This is a genomic window from Snodgrassella sp. M0110 (assembly GCF_016101465.1).
Taxonomy (GTDB): domain Bacteria; phylum Pseudomonadota; class Gammaproteobacteria; order Burkholderiales; family Neisseriaceae; genus Snodgrassella; species Snodgrassella alvi.
Map to the genome: position 1 here is coordinate 1 of NZ_JACFQM010000002.1, position 21237 is coordinate 21237.

Below are 21237 nucleotides of genomic sequence, written 5' to 3' on the forward strand. Positions count from 1 at the left end.
TATAAATATATAAGTTTTATTATTGTGAAAAGAAAATAGCTATGAAAAAAATCCTTTTTTTATTATTGTTTCCAATTACCTGTTTTGCACAAGGTGAAATAAGTAATTTTTGGGAATATGGCAATGACTCTCGGGGAATTAGTACCGTTATAAATGATCAAGTTGATTCATATGTGATATATAAAGATGTAATACAGGATTCAGATAGTTCTAGTCCTAGTTATAGGCGGATTTTATCTCTTAAGGCTGATGGTACTTTCTATTCAGAGAACTCTATTTCTTGTGGTTACGATTGTGCTTATTATTCGAGCGGTACCTTTAAAAAAATTGATGAAACACATATACAATTACAAATTAAAGAATCCGGGCAATCGAGTTGGTGTCTGGGTGGGGAAATAACCAATACAGAACCACGAGATTTGGGTATTTTTGAAATCAAAACTTATGAAGATAGATATGATTTAATAAAAATAAATAATAAATAAAAAATATTTACAAATAAAAAATAATAAGTTAGTTACTATTGTTATGGATGATTCAGCTACTGCTCCTGTAGATGATATCGATGACGATATTCCGTTTTAAATAATACAGATAAGACATAGCCAGCTTTTAGCTGGCTTTTTAATTAAGCATTATTAATGAACACGTCCCAGCAATAGCTGGTTTTTTATTGGATAAAAATGGAAGATACCTTTACATGTGAAGAAGCTGCCAATCGCTGTAAATGCAAAGTGCAGACTATCAGGGACGCTATTAAAACTGGAGAACTTAGAGCAGCCAAAATTGGCAAAAGCTATGTTATCCGTAAAACAAATCTTGACATTTATATTTGCAATAAAGAAGAATTGACCGCGCAGGCGGTTCAGCAACATAGGAACCGAGTATGTTACACAAACACTCAAACGGCATTTGGTATATCGATATTACAACAGAGAAAGGCAAAAGAATTAGACGAACTACTAAAACTAAAGACAAAAAACTAGCTGAAGAATACCACGACAAAGTGAAACATGAGTTATGGCGACAGGAACGCCTGGGGGAAAAACCTAAATATCTATGGGACGATGCTGTCCTGAAATGGATAAATGAAAAAGCCGATGTTAAAAAAAGTATGAAGTCTGATTTAAGTCGTCTTAGGAATCTTCAGGAGTTAAGAGGATTATATTTACATGAAATAAACCGAAATCTGATTATGTCCATAATCAATGCAAGAAAATGTTCTAACAGTACTAAGAACAGATATATTGCTTTAGTACGGTCAATATTGAATGCATGCGTTAAAGAATGGGATATGTTAGATCAGGGAATTCATCTGAAGCTATTTAAAGAACCTAAAAAACGTGTGCGCTGGTTACGGGTTGAAGAAGCGTCAAGACTGCTGAAATGTTTGGAGGAGTTGGCACCTTACATGGCTACAATGGCTCGATTTAACTTAGCAACCGGATTAAGGCAGCGCAATATATTTAGTTTAAAGTGGAATCAGATTGATATGAGGAACCAAACATGTCAATACTATCCTGATGAAATGAAGGGGGGAGAACCTTATGATTTAGTATTGAACGAAACTGCGATGGAAATTCTAATAGGTCAGTTAGGCAAACATAATGAGTATGTATTTGTTCAAACCCGTGGTAAACCAGTTCTCAGTTTAACCTACAAAACGTGGTATAAGGCATTAAGAGCTGCAAATATCACAGATTTTCGCTGGCATGATTTAAGGCACACATGGGCAAGCTGGCTTGTACAAAATGGAGTATCGTTGTATGAGCTAAAAGAAATGGGAGGCTGGCAATCGCTGGAAATGGTGCAGAAGTACGCTCATCTGGACAATGATCATTTACACACACACGCAACTAAGATTGACAGCCTAATGCAAATTGCATGACAAAAAAATGGCAAAAACAGAAATTCAACGGACTATTCATTAACACCTAAACAGCCCTATAACATATTGAATTTAATAGGTTAATTTGTGGTGGGTCGTCAGGGGATCGAACCCTGGACAAATGGATTAAGAGTCCACTGCTCTACCAACTGAGCTAACGACCCGATAGGATTGCTGATTATACGCGTCTTTACACTTAAGGGCAATATTTAATACGCTGGTGTATAAATATAGCCCTTAGTAAAATTTTGATAAATTAAGATTCAATAAATCGTTGATATTTATGCGCGTAATACGCTCAATCCACCGAGATAAGGCTGTAAAGCCTCTGGAATATTAATGCTTCCATCCTCATTCTGATGATTTTCCAGTAATGCTACCAAAGCTCTACCAACTGCCAGGCCTGAACCATTTAATGTATGTACCAGCTGATTTTTGCCGTCATTATCTTTAAATCTTGCTTGCATACGCCGTGCCTGGAAATCTTCGCAGTTTGAGCAGCTGGAAATTTCCCGATAAGTGTTTTGTGCAGGTACCCATACCTCCAAATCATAGGTTTTAGCGGCGCTAAATCCCATATCACCTGTACAGAGAACAATTACCCGATATGGTAATTCCAAAAGCTGAAGAATTTTTTCGGCGTGACCAACCATTTCTTCCAGAGCAGCATAAGAATTTTCCGGTCGCTGAATCTGCACCATTTCTACTTTGTCAAACTGATGCTGCCGAATCAGTCCGCGTGTATCTTTACCGTAGGAACCGGCCTCAGAACGGAAACATGGTGAGTGTGCTGTGAGTTTTTTAGGTAATTCATCTTTGCTCAGAATACGTTCACGCACGGTATTAGTCAGGGTAATTTCTGCGGTTGATATCAGATATTGCTCCTGTGTATTTTCTTCGCCTCCGCAGCTTACTTTATACATATCTTCAGCAAACTTAGGTAATTGTCCGGTACCTAACAGAATTTCAGGATTAACAATATAAGGGGTGTAATATTCTGTATAACCATGCTGCTGAGTATGGGTATCAAGCATAAATTGTGCCAGTGCACGATGCAGGCGAGCTATCGGACCCCGCATTAATGAGAATCTTGCTCCGGATAGCTCTGAGCCGGTTTTGAAATCTAAGCCTAACGGTTCACCTAAATCAACATGATCTTTAATTGCAAAATTAAATTGTCTTGGCGTACCGAATCGGCGGATTTCGATGTTGTCATTCTCATCTTTGCCCACAGGAACGTCACTATGCGGTAGATTCGGAATTGTCAGGATCAAATTATTAATTTGATTTTGTATGGTTTGGTAGTCCTGATCAACCTTTTCCAGTTCGGTCTTAATTTGCGCAACTTCAGCCATTGTCTGGTTAGCTTCATCATGTTTGCCCTGACCTTTTAGTGCACCAATCTGCTTGGAAAGATTATTGCGTTTAGATTGCAACTCTTCTGTGCGTATTTGTAATTGTTTACGCTGTTGTTCCAGTCGGGTGAAAGTTTCGGTATCCAGATTAAAACCACGAGTCTGTAATTTTTCCGCAATACTGTTGATATCCTGACGGAGTAATTGAATGTCTAGCATAATAATATAGTGTGTTTAGTGATAGATTATAGCCATTATTGTAAACGATTCACTGCTAAAATGAATGCATACAAATTTTATTTAGCTTATAAGCCGGGTTTATTTAATGTTAGCTATTTGACTGGTTAGCCAATTGTTGTGTTTTTTGGATAAATTCTGTTTGTTTCGCTTTTGCCTTACCAGAATCTATGGCGGTAATGGCTAAATCAACACCCTCTTCTAATGAAGAAGTTATGTCTGCCGCATAGATTGCAGCAGCTGCATTGAGCACGACTATATCACGGCAAGGTCCTTTTTCTCCGTTTAATACGCTATTCATGATATGCAGCGATTCTTCACTATTGGCCACTTTTAAAGGTTTTAAGTCTTCAATTATCGGCATGTCAAACTGAGCCGGATGGATATCATATTCCATGATAGTGCCATTTTTTAATTCAGCTATACGGGTTGTGCCAGTAAGTGTAATTTCATCAAGTCCGTCACTTCCATGTACAACTAAAACATGTTTGCTGCCTAGCTGTTTCAGCACACGAGATAAAATTCCGACCAGATCAATATGGAATACCCCTAAAACCTGATTGGATGCTGTTGCCGGATTGGTTAATGGACCTAGTATATTAAAGACTGTACGTACGCCTAATGCCCGACGTACGGGAGCTACATAACGCATACTGTTATGATGATTTGGCGCATACATAAATCCGACACCAAGCTGATCGATACACTCTCCTACTTGTTCAGGAGCTAATTCCAGTGCAGCACCCATGGCTTCAATGATGTCAGCAGAGCCGCTTGAAGAAGATACGGAACGTCCTCCATGTTTGGCCACTTTTGCTCCTGCTGCTGCAACTACAAACGTGCTGGTTGTAGATATGTTGAATGTATGTGCATTGTCTCCACCCGTCCCAACGATATCGACTAAATGTTCTCGCTGTTGTACAGGTACTTTTGTTGAGAATTCGCGCATAACGGTTGCCGCAGCCGCGATTTCCGATACGCTTTCTACTTTAATACGTAATCCAATTAAAATAGCAGCTATGACTTCAGGCGCCACTTCTCCGTTCATTATCTGGCGCATTAAATCTGTCATTTCGTCATAGAATAATTCATTGTTGTCCAGTAAACGATTAAGTGCCTGTTGCGGCGTTATCATGATAATTCTTTCTAAAATATAACTATTTTTAAAAATTTTACTTTATTGGTTATGCTGTTGTAGAAAATTGTGCAACATTGCATAACCATTTTCGGTAAGCAATCCTTCAGGATGAAACTGAACACCTTCGACAGGCAGAGTTTTATGTCTGATACCCATAATTTCGTTGTCATCAGTCCAAGCGGTTATTTCGAGACAATCGGGTAAAGTTTCCTTTTCTATAACCAGACTATGGTATCGGGTACAATTCACCGGATTAGGCAGGTTATTGAAAAGGGAATTATTATGATGGTAAACAGGTGAAATTTTACCATGCATAACTTTTTTGGCACGTACTATATTTCCGCCAAAAGCATAAGCTATACTCTGATGTCCCAGACAAATGCCTAGTATCGGTATTGTGAGCGCAAAATGTTTAATGGTATCTACAGAAATACCAGCTTCTCTGGGTGTGCATGGACCTGGACCGATGACAATTTTATCCGGGGCCAGTCTACTAATATCTTGCAGTGTAATTTCATCATTATGTTTAACAATTACGTTTTCGCCCAGTTCGCCAAGGTATTGCACTATGTTAAAGGTAAAGCTATCGTAATTATCTATAAACAAAAGCATTGGCAATACCTCTTAAAAGAAATATCAAGTTGTGAACAAATGAGAGATGGCTAAAACTGGTTAAAGTAAGCTTTCCAGTGGGAGTAAGGAGAGCATTTTTACCCAGACACGCTGCCAAAATGTGGTATCCGGTTCATGATGATAAACCTTTGTTTGATTTTTGTCGTTGGTTTCTGTCCATTCCAGCTTGCCTTGTGGTGTTAGTTTTACCTGATAAGTAACATATGGTAATGCTTCATTAATCGCTTGATTCATAAATTGTGCCATTTCCGGAGACTGTATTACGACACCCATTTCTGTATTGAGTCGTGCCGAACGTGGATCAAAGTTTAATGAACCGATATATAGTTGTTGTCCGTCAATGGTAAAAGTTTTAGCATGCAAGCTTGATTCGGAATTACCTGTAAATGCACGGTCACGAGGTCCTTTTAAAAAGCCCTGATTTTTGAGTTCATAAATTTCTACTCCTTCTTTTAACAGCGGTGTTCTATAGTGAGAATAACCAGAATGTACTGCTGCCACATCGGTTGCTGCTAAGGAGTTGGTGAGAATACGTATCTTCACACCCTCTTCTCGTAATTTTTGCAGATATTCAAGACCTGTTTGTGTGGGTACAAAATACGGAGTGATAACCAGTAAATCTTTTTGTGGTTCAACAACAGATGCAGCAAGTGCGTTTAGAGTTAAACTGGCTTTTTGATATTTAATTACCGGTGGTTTTTCTGTATCCGGCTCAATTAAAAGATTATTATCAGGCTGGGTGACATCTGCTTTTCGCCTGTTTTTGGGCAGAGCTTTATCAGGATTATCACTCACTAGTATCAAATGTGCCCATTGATAATCCAGTGATCCGTCTAGTAACCGGTTGGCAAAATTGTCACGATTATATGCATTATCATAACTATTGGCACGTAAATGATTGAAACTGCGATGTTTGAATATAGGCATGCTTGCCTGTAATTTAATATGGCGGGGATGAACTATACCATTTAAAGGATATGACGAAGCACTGTTCCAATAGCGGTCAAAATTGTTTGAAACCTGATTAACAATAGGTCCTATGGCGAGAATATCTAAATCTACAAAAAGTGTGCCTTTACCCATATCAAAATATTCATCACCAATATTCCGTCCGCCTAGAATAGTGGCCTGATTATCAGCTGTGATAGATTTATTATGCATACGCCGGTTCAGGCGGGCAAAATCTGTCATGTAGCTTAAAGCGCGCCAGTGCCGGTGCATAAAAGGGTTAAATAATCTGATTTCAATGTTCGGTTCTTGATTAACTGCTTTTAATATATTATCAAGACCAATAGTATTGTTGTCATCAAGCAGTAAGCGAACGTGTACACCACGCTGTGCAGCTAATACCAGCTCATGAAAAAGTAGCTGACCGGACGTATCGTTACGCCAGATATAGTACTGTACATCCAGACTATGTTCTGCGGCGCGAACCAGAGCTATCCGTGCGGCAAATGCTTCATGTCCGTCATCAAGCGGATAAAGACCGGATAAACCTTTATGTTCGGATACAAGTGAAGCATTAGCATAGGCAAGAGAGGACGGAGTGTCGGCAGTAATATGTGTTTCAATACTACGCCCCTGCTGTGAAGGCAGGTTTTGGCAGGCCGCCAGAATAGAGACAAGACCCAGTTTCAGGCACCATGTACAGATACGATTTATATATTTACTTCCCATGTTTATGCCGTATATATTGTTAAACTTCAATCTGTAAAATTCATAATGACTGAAAATAGCTATAGACCCAAATCTTGCCATATGGCATCAATTTTAGCTATGGTTGCCGGATCCTTGTGTATTACTTTACCCCATTCACGGTTTGTCTCTCCGGGCCATTTATTGGTTGCATCCAAACCCATTTTCCCGCCAAGTCCGCTAATCGGGCTAGCAAAATCCAGATAATCAATCGGTGTATGATCGATTAGTGTTGTATCCCGAACTGGATCCATACGTGTGGTAATTGCCCAGATTACTTCTTTCCAGTCTCTTATATTAATGTCATTATCTACTACAATAATATATTTAGTATACATAAACTGACGCAGATAGCTCCAACAACCCATCATTACTCTTTTGGCATGTCCGGCATATTGTTTCTTTATGCTGACAACGGCCATGCGATATGAACAACCTTCCGGAGGCAGATAGAAATCAATAATTTCCGAAAATTGTTTTTGTAATAACGGGATAAACACTTCATTCAGTGCCACTCCCAGAATTGCCGGTTCATCAGGCGGTTTACCGGTATAAGTGCTGTGATAAATGGCATTGTCGCGCATGGTAATGCGTTCTACGGTAAATACCGGAAAATCATCCTGTTCATTATAATAACCGGTATGGTCTCCATAAGGACCTTCCAGTGCAGTCTCGTCCGGATAAATAACTCCTTCAAGAACGATTTCTGCCCGGGCAGGAACATGCAAATCATTTCCGATACATTTAACCAGCTCAGTACGAGATCCTCTTAATAAGCCGGCAAATTGATATTCACTGAGACTGTCTGGTACCGGTGTGACTGCTCCGAGGATGGTAGCAGGATCACAACCCAGTATGACTGATACAGGATAAGGTTTGTTTGGATATTTTTGTTTAAAAGCCTGAAAATCCAGAGCACCGCCACGATGAGCAAGCCAGCGCATGATTAGTTTGTTTTTTTTCAGTAGTTGCTGTCGGTAAATACCTAGATTCTGGCGTTTTTTTTCTGGCCCGCGTGTAACTGTTAAGCCCCAGGTAATTAGCGGAGCCGCATCTTCCGGCCAGCATTTTTGAATTGGCAATTGTGTTAAATCTACTTTATCACCTTCTAGAATAATTTCCTGACAAGGTGCTTTTTTGACGATATGCGGAGCCATGCTCCATAAATCTTTGAGTAAAGGTAATTTGGAAAAGGCATCTTTGAATCCTTTAGGAGGATCCGGCTCTTTCAGGTAAGCCAGTGTTTTACCTATTTCACGTAATTGACTGGTATCGTCTGCCCCCATTCCCATGGCAACACGTTCCGGAGTACCAAAAAGATTAGCCAGAACAGGAAACTGGTATGTTGTTCCTGTCTGATTTATAGTATTTTCAAATAATAATGCCGGTCCCTGCTTTTGTAATACCCGGTCAGCAATTTCTGTTATTTCCAGATGAGGAGAAACTGATGTTTGAATTCGCTTTAATAATTGCTGCTGCTCAAGAACAGCAATGAATTCCCGCAAGTCACGATATTTCATAACACGATCTTTCAAATTTTACTTGCTGTGTAATTGTTGCTGCGCCCTGCCGAATTCTCCTTTTAGCAGCAGGGGTATAGCATTCAGAGATTTATGTAAAGCTTCGTCTATCAAAACTTTTTCTTCAGCCAATGGTTTATGCAATACATAATGAACAACAAGATTACGATCACCCGGATGACCAATACCTAGTCGTAGCCGGTAAAAATCTGCGGTGCCCAGCCAGGCCTGTATATCTTTTAGTCCGTTATGACCGCCATTTCCTCCGCCTTTTTTAAACCTGATCTGGCCGCAAGAAATATCTAGCTCATCATGAATTACCAGTATTTCCTCAGGTGATATTTTGAAAAATTTGGCTATAGATTGCACAGATGTGCCTGATTTGTTCATGTATGTGGAAGGTTTAAGCAGCCAAATTTCATTTTCGGGTAAGTTAACTTTTGCTACTTGTCCAAAAAATTTTTTTTCTTCTTTTAAGCTGATTTTCCATAACCTGGCAAGTTCATCAACGAAATCAAAACCTATATTATGCCGTGTATGTTCATATTCTGTGCCCGGATTGCCCAAGCCAACTATTAGCCTGATATGAGACATGTATATTCCTCGGGAATTACAAACTGTTTAAAAGTTAACTGGAAAACTATTCTTTTTGCTTTGCACGCCGTCGCCGGTTTTCTTTCGGATCAATCAGTAACGGTCGGTAAACTTCAATTCGATCCCAATTGGATAATATATAATCATCATTAACTTTTTTACCGAATATACCAATGGGTGCTGCATAGAAATCAGTTTGTGGAAATTTTTCTGGTAAATCTGACTGTAATAATACCTGACGTGCACTGCTTCCTGCCGGAACTTTTCCCTGCCAGAGATGCTGATAATCAGTGGTGGCATATACTGCTTCAACAATAATTTCAGTCATCATAGCGTCTGTCTGCTTCCTTAATAAAAGCATCAACCAATGTTGTAGCGATAATGTTAAAGACTGGACCTATTAGTGCTGAAAGTACTGCATTGGAGAATTCATATTCCAGACGAAAATCGATTTTACAGCCCAGATCATCGATAGGAGTAAATTGCCAGGTGCCTTCAAGTTTGCGAAAAGGACCATTAAGCAAACTCATCTGGATTTTATTTGGTCTTTGATTGATATTTCTGGTAGCAAATGACTGACGTATTTTCATATAGTCCATGTACAATACTGCTTCCAGAGATTGTTCATCCCGTTTCAGAATATCCGTACGATTACACCAGGGTAAAAACTTAGGATAATCTTCAACTGTGTTGACCAGGTCAAATATGTGTTCAGCACTGTGTAGTACTAAAACGCTTTTTTCAACTGTTTTCATCATTATTGGATCAATAGTTTAACGGTGAGTTACCAGAATAATGTTCAGATGGTCAGAGACAGAAAAAGGTGTTTGATTTCTGCCCATGCATTACCTTCTTCTGCACCTTTAATTTGTCGGTCGATATACGCACATATCTGTAAAGCTTCAAGAAGACGTCTGATGCCGATACGTCTGGCAGCCTGTGGTGCTAAAGTCTGTTTTTCACCCCATAAACGCAGACTCTGACGCATTTCACTGATTGATTTACCTTGCTTTAATGCTGCAAGTAAGCGTATGAGAGTACGAATATCCTCACTGATAACCCATAATAATAGTACCGGTTCATTTCCCTCCGATGCAAGACCTTCCAGTAAACGTAATACGCGCTCTGAGTTTCCGCTCATCCATGCTGCTGACAATTGAAAGATATCAAAACGTGCTACGTTGGCTACTGCTGTCTGTGCTTCCTCCAGAGTGACAGTATGTCCGGCCGGATGAATTAGAGCCAGTTTATCGATTTCCTGCTTTGCGGCTAAAAGATTGCCTTCTACTTTCTCTGCAAACAGGGCAAGTGCATCATTATCGATATTCAGATTCTGAGCCGCCAGCCGATTTTTTATCCACTGGGGTAATGCATTTTGATTAATTGCTTTTGCCTCAAATATCTGAGCATTTTTTGCCCAGCTTGAAAACCATTTACTCTGTGTTTGTAATCGTTCCAGTTTAGGAAGTATTAAAAGCAGGCAGGTACTTTCCGGCAATTGTTCAGCCAATTGTTGTAATACTGCAGCTCCTTCTTTGCTGGGTTTACCAGAGGGAATATGAATTTCCAGTAATTTTTTATCAGCAAATAATCCAACGGAATGGACTGAGGACAGAAGTGATGTCCAGTCGAAACCGGTTTCTATGGTGATAACTTCGCGTTCATTATATTGCTGAATGCGTGCAGCTGAACGGATAGTGTCTAGAGCCTCTATTCGCAATAATTCTTCTTCACCGTGAATCAGATATGCTGCAGACAGAGGCTGGACTGATAAATTACTCATTCCTTACTGATTACAGGCAGAAAAGCCAGGCGGCGTACAATCTGTTCAGCAGCATCTGTGCGCATATCATGCCAAATCATACGTTGTTCGTCTTCTTTTGCCAGTACCTCGTGATCAGAATAATTCATATAACGGTGTACGATAACCTGAATCGGATCCCCTAAAGGCCGATTGTTACGATAGGCTTGTACATTCACATTCAGTGTGAGCAGGTATTCGCTGGTTCCACCGGATAAATCTACGGCTGAAGTAGCTGAATTTTGTGTTGCTGAAATGACTTTTACCACTACATCCGGATATTCATTATCTACGATAACATCAGGCTGACGCCGTAGTACAACCTCCAGAGCCCGCTGCATATTACCGCCTTCAATCTTCCAGCTATGATATGGCATGGGTGTATCGAATCCAGAAGTTCCTTTCAGATGGAATCCGCAGCCTGTTAATACGAACAGAGTAGTCAATAGCAGCCATTTTTTCATATTTGAACCTTATCTTGCTTATGCCAGTTTGCTATGAAGTAAAGACTGAACTTGCTGAGGGTTGGCTTTACCTCGAGAAGCCTTCATTACCTGCCCTACTAGAGCATTAAAAGCTTTTTCCTTGCCGGATTTGAATTCTTCTACAGATTTTTGATTATTGACGAGTACTTCATCAATAATTTTTTCAAGGGCACCTGTATCCGTCATCTGTTTCAAACCATCACGTTCGATAATGGCATCAGCAGTAAGATCACTGTTCCACATGGTTTCAAATACCTGTTTAGCCAGTTTATTGCTTAAGGTATTATCCGCAATTCTATTTGTTAAACCGGCAAGACGTTCAGCACTAATCGGGCTTTCAGAAATATCTATTCCGGCCTTATTCAGAGCAGCTGCAAGTTCTCCAAGCATCCAGTTAGCAACCAGTTTGCCGTGACCATGAAGTTTTGCAGCCTGCTCAAACCAGTTTGCCTGTATATGATTGCTAGTTAATAATCGTGCATCATAATCAGAAATACCATATTGATCGATAAAACGGCCGGCCATCTCTTTAGGTAGTTCAGGCATGCCTGACTTAGCTGCATCCAGCATAGCATCGGTAATGATCACTGGTAATAAATCAGGGTCAGGAAAATAACGATAATCATGAGCATCTTCTTTGCTGCGCATGGCGCGAGTTTCACCCTTGTTCGGATCAAACAAGCGTGTTTGCTGAATGACTTTACCGCCGTCTTCAATTAATTCAACTTGTCGTTCCACTTCATAATTAATGGCTTGTTCCAGAAAGCGGAATGAGTTCAGATTTTTAATTTCACAACGGGTGCCAAACTCATCCTGTCCTTTCGGGCGTACTGAAACATTGGCATCAATACGGAAAGAACCTTCTGCCATATTACCGTCACATATGCCTAACCAGGTTACCAGGCTATGCATTGTTTTAGCATAAGCAACAGCATCTGCCGCTGAGCGCATTTCCGGTTCTGACACCACTTCCAGTAACGGAGTACCAGCCCGGTTTAAATCGATTCCGGTATAGTGTTCAAATTCATCATGGATGGATTTACCGGCATCTTCTTCCATATGAGCTCTGGTAACATTAATGGTTTTAACTTCATTACCAACTACGATTTCAAGTTTTCCGTGCTCAACTATCGGCAAATCAAGCTGACTAATTTGATAACCTTTAGGTAAGTCCGGATAAAAGTAGTTTTTCCGGTCAAAAACATTTTTCCGGTTAATATTCGCACCTAAAGCCAATCCAAGTTTAATGGCCTTGTTTACTACATCACGATTCATTACTGGTAAGGCACCAGGCAGCGCGCAATCCACAACATTGGCCTGAGCATTGGGTGCTGCGCCAAATGCAGTAGATGATCCACTAAAAATTTTGGAACGCGTGTTTAACTGAACGTGGATTTCCAGACCGATTACTGTTTCCCAATTCATTCTATCTTCTTTCAATTCGTATACTGGCAATTATTGTACAAATGGAGTTCTGGTATGCCAGTCACTATGTTGCTGAATCTGGTGTGCAATACCTAGCAGACGGCTTTCTGCGAAATAATTACCGATAAGCTGAGCGCCTACGGGTAATCCGTTTGTGGTAAATCCTGCAGGCAGAGAAATACCCGGCAAACCGGCAAGGTTTAAAGAAACGGTGTAAATATCTGAAAGATACATTTCAACAGGATCACTATTATGGCTTTCTAATAATGGTGCTGCAGTAGGCGCAACCGGAGCCAGAATAATATCGCACTGTTTTAATGCTGCCTGGAAATCGTTTGCAACCATTCTGCGTAATTTTTGTGCTTTCAGGTAGTAAGCATCATAGTAACCGTGAGATAAAACATAAGTGCCTATCATAATGCGGCGTTTTACTTCAGACCCGAAACCTTCGGCACGGGTATTACTGTACATTTCGTCCAGATTACCGAATTCAGCAGCGCGATGTCCATAACGAACACCGTCGTAGCGTGATAGGTTTGTACTGGCTTCAGCTGAAGCCAGTACATAATAGGCAGGAATGGATAGTTCTGTATGTGGTAAAGTAATATCTACAATTTCCGCACCCAGTTTTTTGAGTACTTCTACAACACTATCAATTGATGAATGTACTTGTGCGTCCAGACCTTCGCCAAAAAATTCGCGCGGCAGACCTACTTTTAAACCTTGTAATGATTGATTTAAATCGCGGGTATAGTCCTCTTTATTTCGCTCAATACTGGTAGAGTCCCGCTCATCAAAACTCGCCATACTATTCATTAACAAGGCGCAATCTTCTGCTGTTTGAGCCATTGGTCCGGCCTGATCAAAACTGGAAGCATAAGCAACCATACCGAAACGGCTAACTACACCATAAGTGGGTTTCAGACCAGTAATACCACAGTGTGAGGCAGGCTGGCGAATGGAACCGCCAGTATCTGAACCCAGCGCAACCGGTGCTAGCCGCGCAGCCACGGCTGCTGCTGAACCACCTGAGGAACCACCCGGAACATGATTAAGCTGCCAGGGATTGTGAGTTATACCATAGTAAGAAGACTCAGTTGTTGAACCCATGGCAAATTCATCCATATTGGTTCTGCCTAGGGTTACCATACCTGCATCAAGCAAATTCTGAACTACTGTTGCTGTATAAGGTGCAGTAAAAGTATCCAACATTTTACTGGAACAGGCACTGCGCCATCCCTGCTGGCAGAATATATCTTTATAGGCTATGGGTACACCAGTTAATATATTTGCTGAACCCTGCGCCAAACGTGCATCAGCTGCCTTGGCTTCAGCTATAGTGCGTTCTTTATCCAGTGTTATATAGGCATTAAGATTGGCATTTTCACTTTCAATTGCAGCCAGATACTCCTGTGCCAATTCGACAGCCGAAGCCTGTTTTGATTGCAGTAATTCACTGCACTGTTTTAATGTATAGTTTTTTGGCATAGTGGTTATATAACTTTCAGGCAACATTGTCTGTAGTTACCTGCAATAAATTTAAATATGAATGAACAAGTCATTGTGGTAAGGGTTGAGTTATTCAATAACCTTGGGTACAAGATATAAATCCCTGTCTACCAGTGGTGCACATGACTGGATTGTATGATGCTGGTCCTTTTCAGTAACTGCATCGTCGCGTAAACGCAAGGCCAGTTCATGCGGATGTGCCATCGGTTCAATCCCGTCAGTATTGACTTCCTGCATTTTTTCGACCAGATCGAATACATGGTTCAGCTCTGTCAGCATGTTATTTCGCTCTGCTTCTGAAAGACTCAAGCGAGAGAGGCGTGCGAGCTTATCTACATCACTTAATGTTAAAGCCATCAAAAATCCTTAAATTTGATTTAGCAAAACGGGCAAACTGCGGTATCATTGCGCGTTCTGATTCGGTTGTTACATAATGTAGAATTATAACCGAAAACCCTATTCTTTGGCGTACTGATTTGCTGAGTACAGTGCGCCGCAAAACTGTTTTTGCCATACTTATAATTTAAAAGTTCATTAGGACATTCTCATGTTTCGCTTTTTTTCCAAATATCTATCCAATGATCTGGCTATTGATCTTGGTACTGCTAACACTTTGATTTTTATTAAAAATAAGGGTATTGTTTTAAACGAGCCGTCTGTAGTGGCCGTACAAAATGACACCATAAATGCCAAAAACGGCATGCTGGCAGTGGGAACAGCAGCAAAGAAAATGCTGGGACGTACGCCGGGAAGCATTCAGGCGATACGACCTATGAAAGATGGTGTGATTGCTGACTTTAATGTCACTGAAAAAATGCTCAAGCAGTTTATCAAAAAGGTAAACAACAGCCGATTTACTGCTCCCCGAATCGTTATTTGTGTTCCATGCGGTTCAACTCAGGTAGAACGTAAAGCCATTCGTGATTCAGCTCTGGCGGCCGGCGCATCGATTGTAAATCTAATTGAAGAGCCTATGGCTGCAGCAATTGGTGCTGGTTTGCCTATTGAAGAACCAACTGGCTCAATGGTCGTGGATATTGGCGGCGGAACAACAGAAGTTGGTGTGATTTCTTTATCTGGTGTGGTTTATTCTCACTCAATCCGCGTAGGTGGTGATGCATTTGATGATGCCATTATTAACTATGTGCGTCGTAATTATGGCATGCTGATTGGTGAATCTACTGCTGAAGAAATTAAGAAAAATATCGGTTCTGCTTTCCCCGGTATGGAAGTAAAAGAAATTGAAGTAAAAGGCCGCAATCTGGCAGAGGGTATTCCGCGTGCTTTTACAATCAGTTCGAATGAAGTTCTGGAAGCGCTGACTGAACCACTCAATCAGATTGTACAGGCAGTTAAAAATGCTTTGGAGCAGACTCCTCCGGAGCTGGGTGCAGATATTGCCGACCGTGGTTTGGTATTAACCGGAGGCGGCGCTTTACTTAAAGGTCTGGATCGCCTGCTTTCAGAAGAAACCGGTTTACCAGTTATGATTGCCGAAGATCCGTTAACTTGTGTTGCACGGGGTTCTGGTCATGCATTAGATATGATTGGTAAAATGAATTCAGTATTTGTATCCAATCCGTAAACGCTGCATTGTATTTTTTAGACATAAGTTAATAATGGCAGAGCCTTCACTTAATTTTGTACATAATGGTCTGCGCAGTACCAGTAAACTCATCGTACTGTCACTGTTTGCAGTCGCATTGTTGTTGCTTGATAATCGGTATGATGTGGTTAAAATTAGCCGCAATTATATTGGTACCGCTTTGTACCCGTTACAGTGGCTGGCTATGCAGCCGGTTAATGCTGTGTCCAATGGTATGGTATTTTTTGAGAAACAGCAGAATCTGAACGATGAAAACAAATTATTGAAGGCTCAAAATGCGCAGCTTAAATTACAACTCAGCCAGCGTGATGCACAGCTAAAATCAGTAATCAGTCTTGATCATCTGACTCAGCTTCAGAAAGCCGCATTACCTCAGGCGCAGGTTGCACAGATTGTATCTAGTGATACTAATCCGCTGACTGACCGTTTTATTATAGATAAAGGCAGTAATCATCAGATTCGTCAGGGTGATGCCGTAAGTGATGAACATGGTCTGATTGGTCAGATTACAGCTGTTCAGCCATTGAGTTCTGAAGTGACACTAATTACCAATAGTAATGCAGTTATTCCGGCGATGGTAATGCGCACGGGTGTACGCACTCTGGTTTATGGCCGTTCAGGTAGTCTTGATTTGCGCTATTTTCCTGCTAATGCAAGTTTGTTGCGTAATGATTTACTGGTTACATCAGGTATGGATAGTATTTATCCGGCCGGAATTCCTATTGCTACAGTTATGCAGGCACAAGGTAGTAATGGTTCACCCTATTATCGGGTACAAATCGAACCTGTCGCACAGTTGCGCAATAGCAATTTTGTATTGGTAATACCACAAAAGCATGCACAAACAGCTCATTATTCTGCAGATGTAGCAGCTACTAATCATCCATTATCTACCTCTACCAATCATGACTGAAGTTGACAGCCTTCACCGCCACACCAAAAAAAGACTTATTATTTTAAGTCTGGTGATTGCATTATTTCTGGATCTGATTCCGTTTCCTCAGCCTCTGGCTGGCTGGCTGCCTGCATTCACTACGATGATGACACTGTACTGGAGCTTGCATCGACCACAAAACATTGGCATCGGTATGGCTTTTGTTTTAGGACTGCTCATGGATGTGGGGATTGGTACTCCGTTCGGGCAGCACGCTCTAGGTTTGATGGCAGCTGTCTATCTGATTGAACAAAACAGGCATCAAATGCTTGGTTATTCTTATGCTTACCAGGCTCTGACTATTTTCGGGTGTTTGATGCTAATGACTTTGATTTTAGTGGTTGTACACTTCTTTTCGACCCATCAGTTTAGTGGCTGGAATCTGTTTGTTTCACCATTTATCAGTGCTCTGCTCTGGCCTCTTTTATCTAAATTCATGCTTTATCTCGCCTATTCAAGACGTCTATGAAAGCACTGCAATTCCGAACTAAAAAAAAGCGTGTATCTAAACCTGCGCAAAATGGCGATCTGGGTTTACGGATTGCAGTAGCCTTTGCTTTGATTATTATTTGTTTCTCTATGCTGATTGCCAGGTTTGTATACTTGCAGGTAATCAAATATGATGAGTATGTCATTGCTGCTACTAATAATCGTATCTCATTAATTCCTACGCCACCCATTCGTGGAGAAATAGTTGATGTTAATGGCGTGGTACTGGCACATAACTATCCGGCTTATTCTCTAGAGATAACCCCTAATCAGATACCGGGTAAACTCGAAGATACAATTAATGCCTTGCGCAACTATGTGGACATTACCCCCAGCGATATGAAACGGTTTAATAAATTTCGTGCAGAATACCGTTCTTATGAAAAAGTGCCTTTAAAACTTAAATTAACAATGGAAGAAGCCAGCCGTCTGGCTGCTGAGCTTTATCGTTTTCCGGGTGTTGAGATTAATGCGCGAACATTTCGCGATTATCCTTATGGCGAATTACTTGCTCATATCGTAGGCTACATCGGCCGGATCAGCGACCGCGATATGGCAGCTCTTGACAAAGCAGAACTGACGACACTGTATCGTGGTAGCACTCATATAGGAAAAATGGGGCTGGAAGAATACTATGAACGGCAATTACATGGTATTCCGGGTTATCGTGAAGTTGAAAAGGATGCGCAGGGACATATTGTTCGTACTATTAAAACAGTGCCGGCAGTACCCGGACAAACGCTTCGCCTGGGACTCGATATCCGTGTACAGCAAGAAGCAGACCGGTTGATGGGTGATAAACGTGGTGCTTTAGTTGCAATTAATCCGCAAACGGGTGCAATTCTGGCCATGGTATCCAAACCCAGCTATAACCCGAATCTGTTTATTGACGGAATCGATACTGATACGTGGAAAAGTCTGAATGAAGACTGGCGTCACCCGCTATTAAATCGTGCGACTCAGGGTATGTATCCTCCCGGATCTACATTTAAGCCTTTTCTGGCAATGGCTGCTTTGGAAAGTGGCAAACTGACTCAGAGTACAGTTTTACCTGCTCCGGGGTTTTGGAGTATTCCCGGATCAACCCATCAGTTCAGGGATGCTGCGCGAGGGGGTCATGGGTCAGCCAATCTGAATAAAGCTATTCAGGTTTCGTCAGATACATTTTTTTACCGTCTGGGCTATGAAATGGGGGTGGATCGTATGTCACCTTATTTAGCTGAGTTTAATCTTGGTAAGCAGACGGGTATTGATATAAATCATGAATATGCTGGTGTATTGCCAACACGCGCTTGGAAAGAAAAAAGATTTGCCCGTTCTAAACCTCAAGCACGCGTATGGCAGCCGGCTGATAGTGTGAGCATGGCCATCGGTCAGGGCTATAATGCGTATACTCCTCTGCAGATGGCTTTTGCTACAGCAATTCTCAGTAATGATGGTGTTGTTTACCGCCCTCATTTAGTTCAGGCATTACTTGACCATAATTCGAAAAAAATGACTTTAATCGATCCGCAACCGGTTAGAACTGTCCCTTTCAAACGTGGCAATTTTGAATATGTTAAAGATGCTATGCAAAAAGTATTAAAACCGGGCGGTACGGCTGCGGCAGTGGGTTCGGGTCTAGCTTATACTATGGGCGGCAAAACCGGTACTGCCCAGGTCGTGCAGATTAAACAAGGTGCACGTTATAATGCGGCAGCATTAAAAGTACAGCTGAGAGACCATGCATGGTTTATTGCATTTGCGCCTGCAGATAAGCCACAGATAGCGATTGCAGTTATTCTTGAAAACAATGGTTGGGGTGCTACAGCGGCTCCTCTGGCTCGTCAATTAGCTGATTTTTATCTTTTGAAATTAAAAAATCTCCCTAGTGCAAAAGAAGCGACTAATTCTGCTGATTTACCGGTGAATGATTTATCCAATAATGCCATGATGGATGCAAAACAACATAATGAGCATAGTCAGACTGACTTACCTCCGTTATTGCGTGCTTATCGTCCTCAGCCAGGCCTGTGAGATAAACTATGATCAATGAACAAAAATGGTTTAAACGTCTCTGGATCAAGCTCTGGGCACCGATGGATGTATGGCTTTTTTATGCCATGTTGATTATTTATGTAATGAGTTTATTTTTGCTTTATTCTGCCGATGGTCAGGATTTTGGTCAGCTTGAAAATAAAACCCTGCATACTATTCTAAGTTTTATTTTACTATGGGTTATTGCGCGTACTCCTCCTCAGATATTAAGTAATTTTGCTTTACCTGCATATTGTTTGGGGATTTTGCTATTAATTGGGGTGCATTTTGCCGGAATTACGGTAAATGGTTCAACACGATGGCTGAATATTGGTGTAGCCCGTATTCAGCCTTCAGAAATTATGAAAATTGCTGTACCGATGCTGATTGCGTGGTACTTTCAAAAAAATGAAAGTAATATTCGCTGGTATCATTATATTATTGCTTTCGTACTGATATTCATTCCGGTAGCACTGATTTTAAAACAGCCGGACTTGGGGACCGCTACTCTGATTATGGCTTCAGGTCTGTTCGTGATATTTTTTGCCGGTTTACCGTGGAAAGTCATCATTTCATCAATTATTGGTTTCGTTGCCATGCTGCCATTGATCTGGAATTACGGTATGCATGATTATCAGCGTATGCGCGTATTGACTTTACTCGATCCAACTAAAGACCGGCTGGGTGCCGGGTACCATATTCTTCAATCCATGACAGCAATTGGCTCTGGTGGAATATGGGGCAAAGGATGGTTAGAAGGGTCGCAAACACATTTAGATTATATTCCTGAATCAACTACAGACTTCATTTTTGCGGTGTTTGGAGAAGAGTTTGGCCTGATAGGAAATATTTTACTGGTAACCGTATATACGTTTATTCTCGTGCGCGGACTTTATATAACCTTTAAAGCGCCAACGTTATATTGCCGAACACTGGCTGGAGCATTAACCATGACCCTTTTTTGCTATGCATTTGTAAATATGGGTATGGTTAGTGGGATTTTACCTGTGGTAGGAGTGCCTTTGCCATTGGTAAGCTATGGTGGTACAGCTACTTTATCGGTAATGGTAATTTTAGCCATGCTGATGGGTATAAGTAATCAGCGTAAACAATAATATTCTATTTATTTGTTTAAGATAAAAAATATTGTTAGCTTACATGTCATAAGTACAATAATGAAAAACGAAACCTTGTTTGAAGGTTTCGTTTTCTAATGTATTAGATATACTATCTAATTGTTTGCTTCTTAAAATTTTATTTAGGTCTGTGAACTAGTACTTCATCTATCAAACCATATTTTTTAGCCTCTTCAGCTGACATGAAATTATCACGATCGGTATCTTTTTCAATCTGTTCAAGCTTTTGTCCGGTATGACGGGCAAGGTGCTCGTTTAACTGTTTTTTCAGTTTGAGTAACTCACGTGCGTGGATTTCGATGTCTGAAGCCTGACCACCTAATCCGCCACTGATAAGCGGCTGGTGAATCATGACGCGACTATTAGGCAGGGCAAAGCGTTTACCTTTAGCCCCCGCAGAAAGTAAAAAGGCACCCATACTGGCTGCCTGTCCCAGGCACAAAGTTGCTACATCGGGCTTAATAAAATTCATCGTATCAAAAATTGACATGCCTGCTGTAACTGAGCCACCCGGAGAATTAATGTAAAGAGAAATATCCTTGTCAGGATTCTCGCTTTCCAAAAATAATAACTGGGCAACCACCAGATTGGCAGTTTCATCAGTCACCGGTCCTACCATAAAAATAATGCGCTCTTTAAGCAGGCGTGAATAAATGTCGTATGCACGTTCTCCGCGACCGCTCTGCTCTACTACCATAGGTACCAGACCCAGATTTTCAATATGTGACATATTTTTCCTCAGTTGAAATAAAAGCACCTAAGCAGCTTTACTACTA

22 protein-coding genes and 1 tRNA gene are annotated in these 21237 nt (G+C 41.0%); 8 read left to right on the top strand and 15 right to left on the bottom strand.

The features are described from left to right. Nucleotides 1-41: 41 nt before the first annotated feature. From H3T84_RS02735 to H3T84_RS02745, 3 genes are all read left to right on the top strand, one after another. Nucleotides 42-485 (top strand): hypothetical protein, encoded by a 444-nt coding sequence (locus tag H3T84_RS02735; protein WP_198217793.1) that lies wholly within the window; start codon nt 42-44, stop codon nt 483-485. 198 nt (nt 486-683) lie between these two features. Next, nucleotides 684-986 (top strand): helix-turn-helix domain-containing protein, encoded by a 303-nt coding sequence (locus H3T84_RS12405; protein WP_198217795.1) that lies wholly within the window; start codon nt 684-686, stop codon nt 984-986. Next, complete coding sequence (locus tag H3T84_RS02745; protein WP_198217798.1) at nt 887-1888, top strand: site-specific integrase; 1002 nt, start codon at nt 887-889, stop codon at nt 1886-1888. Before H3T84_RS12405 ends, H3T84_RS02745 begins: the two co-directional genes overlap by 100 nt. 88 nt (nt 1889-1976) lie before the next feature. Here H3T84_RS02745 and H3T84_RS02750 read toward each other — a convergent pair. The 14 genes from H3T84_RS02750 to gatC form a co-directional block, all read right to left on the bottom strand. Beyond that, nucleotides 1977-2052, bottom strand: a tRNA-Lys gene (locus H3T84_RS02750). A 117-nt stretch (nt 2053-2169) separates the two neighbouring features. Then, nucleotides 2170-3462, bottom strand: a complete 1293-nt coding sequence (serS, locus tag H3T84_RS02755) for a serine--tRNA ligase (protein WP_198217800.1) — start codon at nt 3460-3462, stop codon at nt 2170-2172. Nucleotides 3463-3571: 109 nt separating this feature from the next. Then, the gene (gene trpD / locus H3T84_RS02760; RefSeq protein ID WP_198217802.1) at nt 3572-4615 is read right to left on the bottom strand and encodes an anthranilate phosphoribosyltransferase; all 1044 of its coding nucleotides are present in this window, start codon (nt 4613-4615) and stop codon (nt 3572-3574) included. A gap of 42 nt (nt 4616-4657) precedes the next feature. Beyond that, the gene (locus H3T84_RS02765) at nt 4658-5230 is read right to left on the bottom strand and encodes an aminodeoxychorismate/anthranilate synthase component II (protein WP_041880188.1); all 573 of its coding nucleotides are present in this window, start codon (nt 5228-5230) and stop codon (nt 4658-4660) included. 60 nt (nt 5231-5290) lie between these two features. Further along, nucleotides 5291-6928, bottom strand: a complete 1638-nt coding sequence (locus H3T84_RS02770) for a phospholipase D family protein (RefSeq protein ID WP_198217804.1) — start codon at nt 6926-6928, stop codon at nt 5291-5293. A gap of 59 nt (nt 6929-6987) precedes the next feature. Then, nucleotides 6988-8466 (bottom strand): 4-hydroxy-3-polyprenylbenzoate decarboxylase, encoded by a 1479-nt coding sequence (gene ubiD, locus H3T84_RS02775; protein WP_198217806.1) that lies wholly within the window; start codon nt 8464-8466, stop codon nt 6988-6990. A gap of 18 nt (nt 8467-8484) precedes the next feature. Continuing rightward, the gene (gene pth / locus H3T84_RS02780) at nt 8485-9060 is read right to left on the bottom strand and encodes an aminoacyl-tRNA hydrolase (protein WP_198217808.1); all 576 of its coding nucleotides are present in this window, start codon (nt 9058-9060) and stop codon (nt 8485-8487) included. Between the two features lie 46 nt (nt 9061-9106). Beyond that, nucleotides 9107-9391 carry an RnfH family protein gene (locus H3T84_RS02785; protein WP_306181055.1) on the bottom strand — a complete coding sequence of 95 codons (285 nt, stop codon included), beginning with the start codon at nt 9389-9391 and terminating at the stop codon, nt 9107-9109. Beyond that, nucleotides 9381-9815, bottom strand: a complete 435-nt coding sequence (locus H3T84_RS02790) for a type II toxin-antitoxin system RatA family toxin (RefSeq protein WP_037393303.1) — start codon at nt 9813-9815, stop codon at nt 9381-9383. Before H3T84_RS02790 ends, H3T84_RS02785 begins: the two co-directional genes overlap by 11 nt. Before the next feature lie 44 nt (nt 9816-9859). Further along, the gene (gene holA / locus H3T84_RS02795) at nt 9860-10843 is read right to left on the bottom strand and encodes a DNA polymerase III subunit delta (RefSeq protein ID WP_174833390.1); all 984 of its coding nucleotides are present in this window, start codon (nt 10841-10843) and stop codon (nt 9860-9862) included. Further along, nucleotides 10840-11325 carry an LPS assembly lipoprotein LptE gene (gene lptE, locus H3T84_RS02800; protein WP_198217809.1) on the bottom strand — a complete coding sequence of 162 codons (486 nt, stop codon included), beginning with the start codon at nt 11323-11325 and terminating at the stop codon, nt 10840-10842. The genes holA and lptE overlap by 4 nt, the downstream gene beginning before the upstream one ends. 18 nt (nt 11326-11343) lie before the next feature. Next, on the bottom strand, nt 11344-12786 hold the full coding sequence (gatB, locus tag H3T84_RS02805) for an Asp-tRNA(Asn)/Glu-tRNA(Gln) amidotransferase subunit GatB (RefSeq protein ID WP_255518357.1): 1443 nt from the start codon (nt 12784-12786) through the stop codon (nt 11344-11346). 15 nt (nt 12787-12801) lie between these two features. After that, a complete protein-coding gene (gene gatA, locus H3T84_RS02810) occupies nt 12802-14286 on the bottom strand; it encodes an Asp-tRNA(Asn)/Glu-tRNA(Gln) amidotransferase subunit GatA (protein ID WP_232346091.1) in 1485 nt (494 codons plus the stop codon). 63 nt (nt 14287-14349) lie between these two features. Beyond that, the gene (gatC, locus tag H3T84_RS02815; protein ID WP_174833391.1) at nt 14350-14637 is read right to left on the bottom strand and encodes an Asp-tRNA(Asn)/Glu-tRNA(Gln) amidotransferase subunit GatC; all 288 of its coding nucleotides are present in this window, start codon (nt 14635-14637) and stop codon (nt 14350-14352) included. A gap of 190 nt (nt 14638-14827) precedes the next feature. On the opposite strand from gatC, the gene H3T84_RS02820 reads away from it, so the two are divergent. Genes H3T84_RS02820 through rodA form a run of 5 tightly spaced genes read left to right on the top strand, consistent with a single transcriptional unit; the run spans nt 14828 to nt 20440 of the window. After that, a complete protein-coding gene (locus tag H3T84_RS02820; protein WP_025330699.1) occupies nt 14828-15865 on the top strand; it encodes a rod shape-determining protein in 1038 nt (345 codons plus the stop codon). A gap of 34 nt (nt 15866-15899) precedes the next feature. Continuing rightward, entirely contained in the window at nt 15900-16799 is a 900-nt protein-coding gene (gene mreC, locus H3T84_RS02825) for a rod shape-determining protein MreC (protein ID WP_174833392.1), read from the top strand. Continuing rightward, nucleotides 16792-17289: a rod shape-determining protein MreD gene (mreD, locus tag H3T84_RS02830; protein WP_198217811.1), complete on the top strand. Its 498-nt coding sequence runs from the start codon at nt 16792-16794 to the stop codon at nt 17287-17289. Before mreC ends, mreD begins: the two co-directional genes overlap by 8 nt. Continuing rightward, entirely contained in the window at nt 17286-19325 is a 2040-nt protein-coding gene (mrdA, locus tag H3T84_RS02835) for a penicillin-binding protein 2 (protein ID WP_078475591.1), read from the top strand. The genes mreD and mrdA overlap by 4 nt, the downstream gene beginning before the upstream one ends. Nucleotides 19326-19333: 8 nt before the next feature. Beyond that, complete coding sequence (rodA, locus tag H3T84_RS02840) at nt 19334-20440, top strand: rod shape-determining protein RodA (RefSeq protein WP_037476374.1); 1107 nt, start codon at nt 19334-19336, stop codon at nt 20438-20440. Nucleotides 20441-20579: 139 nt separating this feature from the next. Here rodA and clpP read toward each other — a convergent pair whose 3' ends face one another. Further along, nucleotides 20580-21191, bottom strand: coding sequence for an ATP-dependent Clp endopeptidase proteolytic subunit ClpP (clpP, locus tag H3T84_RS02845; RefSeq protein WP_025330704.1), 612 nt, complete (start codon nt 21189-21191; stop codon nt 20580-20582). Between the last annotated feature and the right edge of the window lie 46 nt (nt 21192-21237).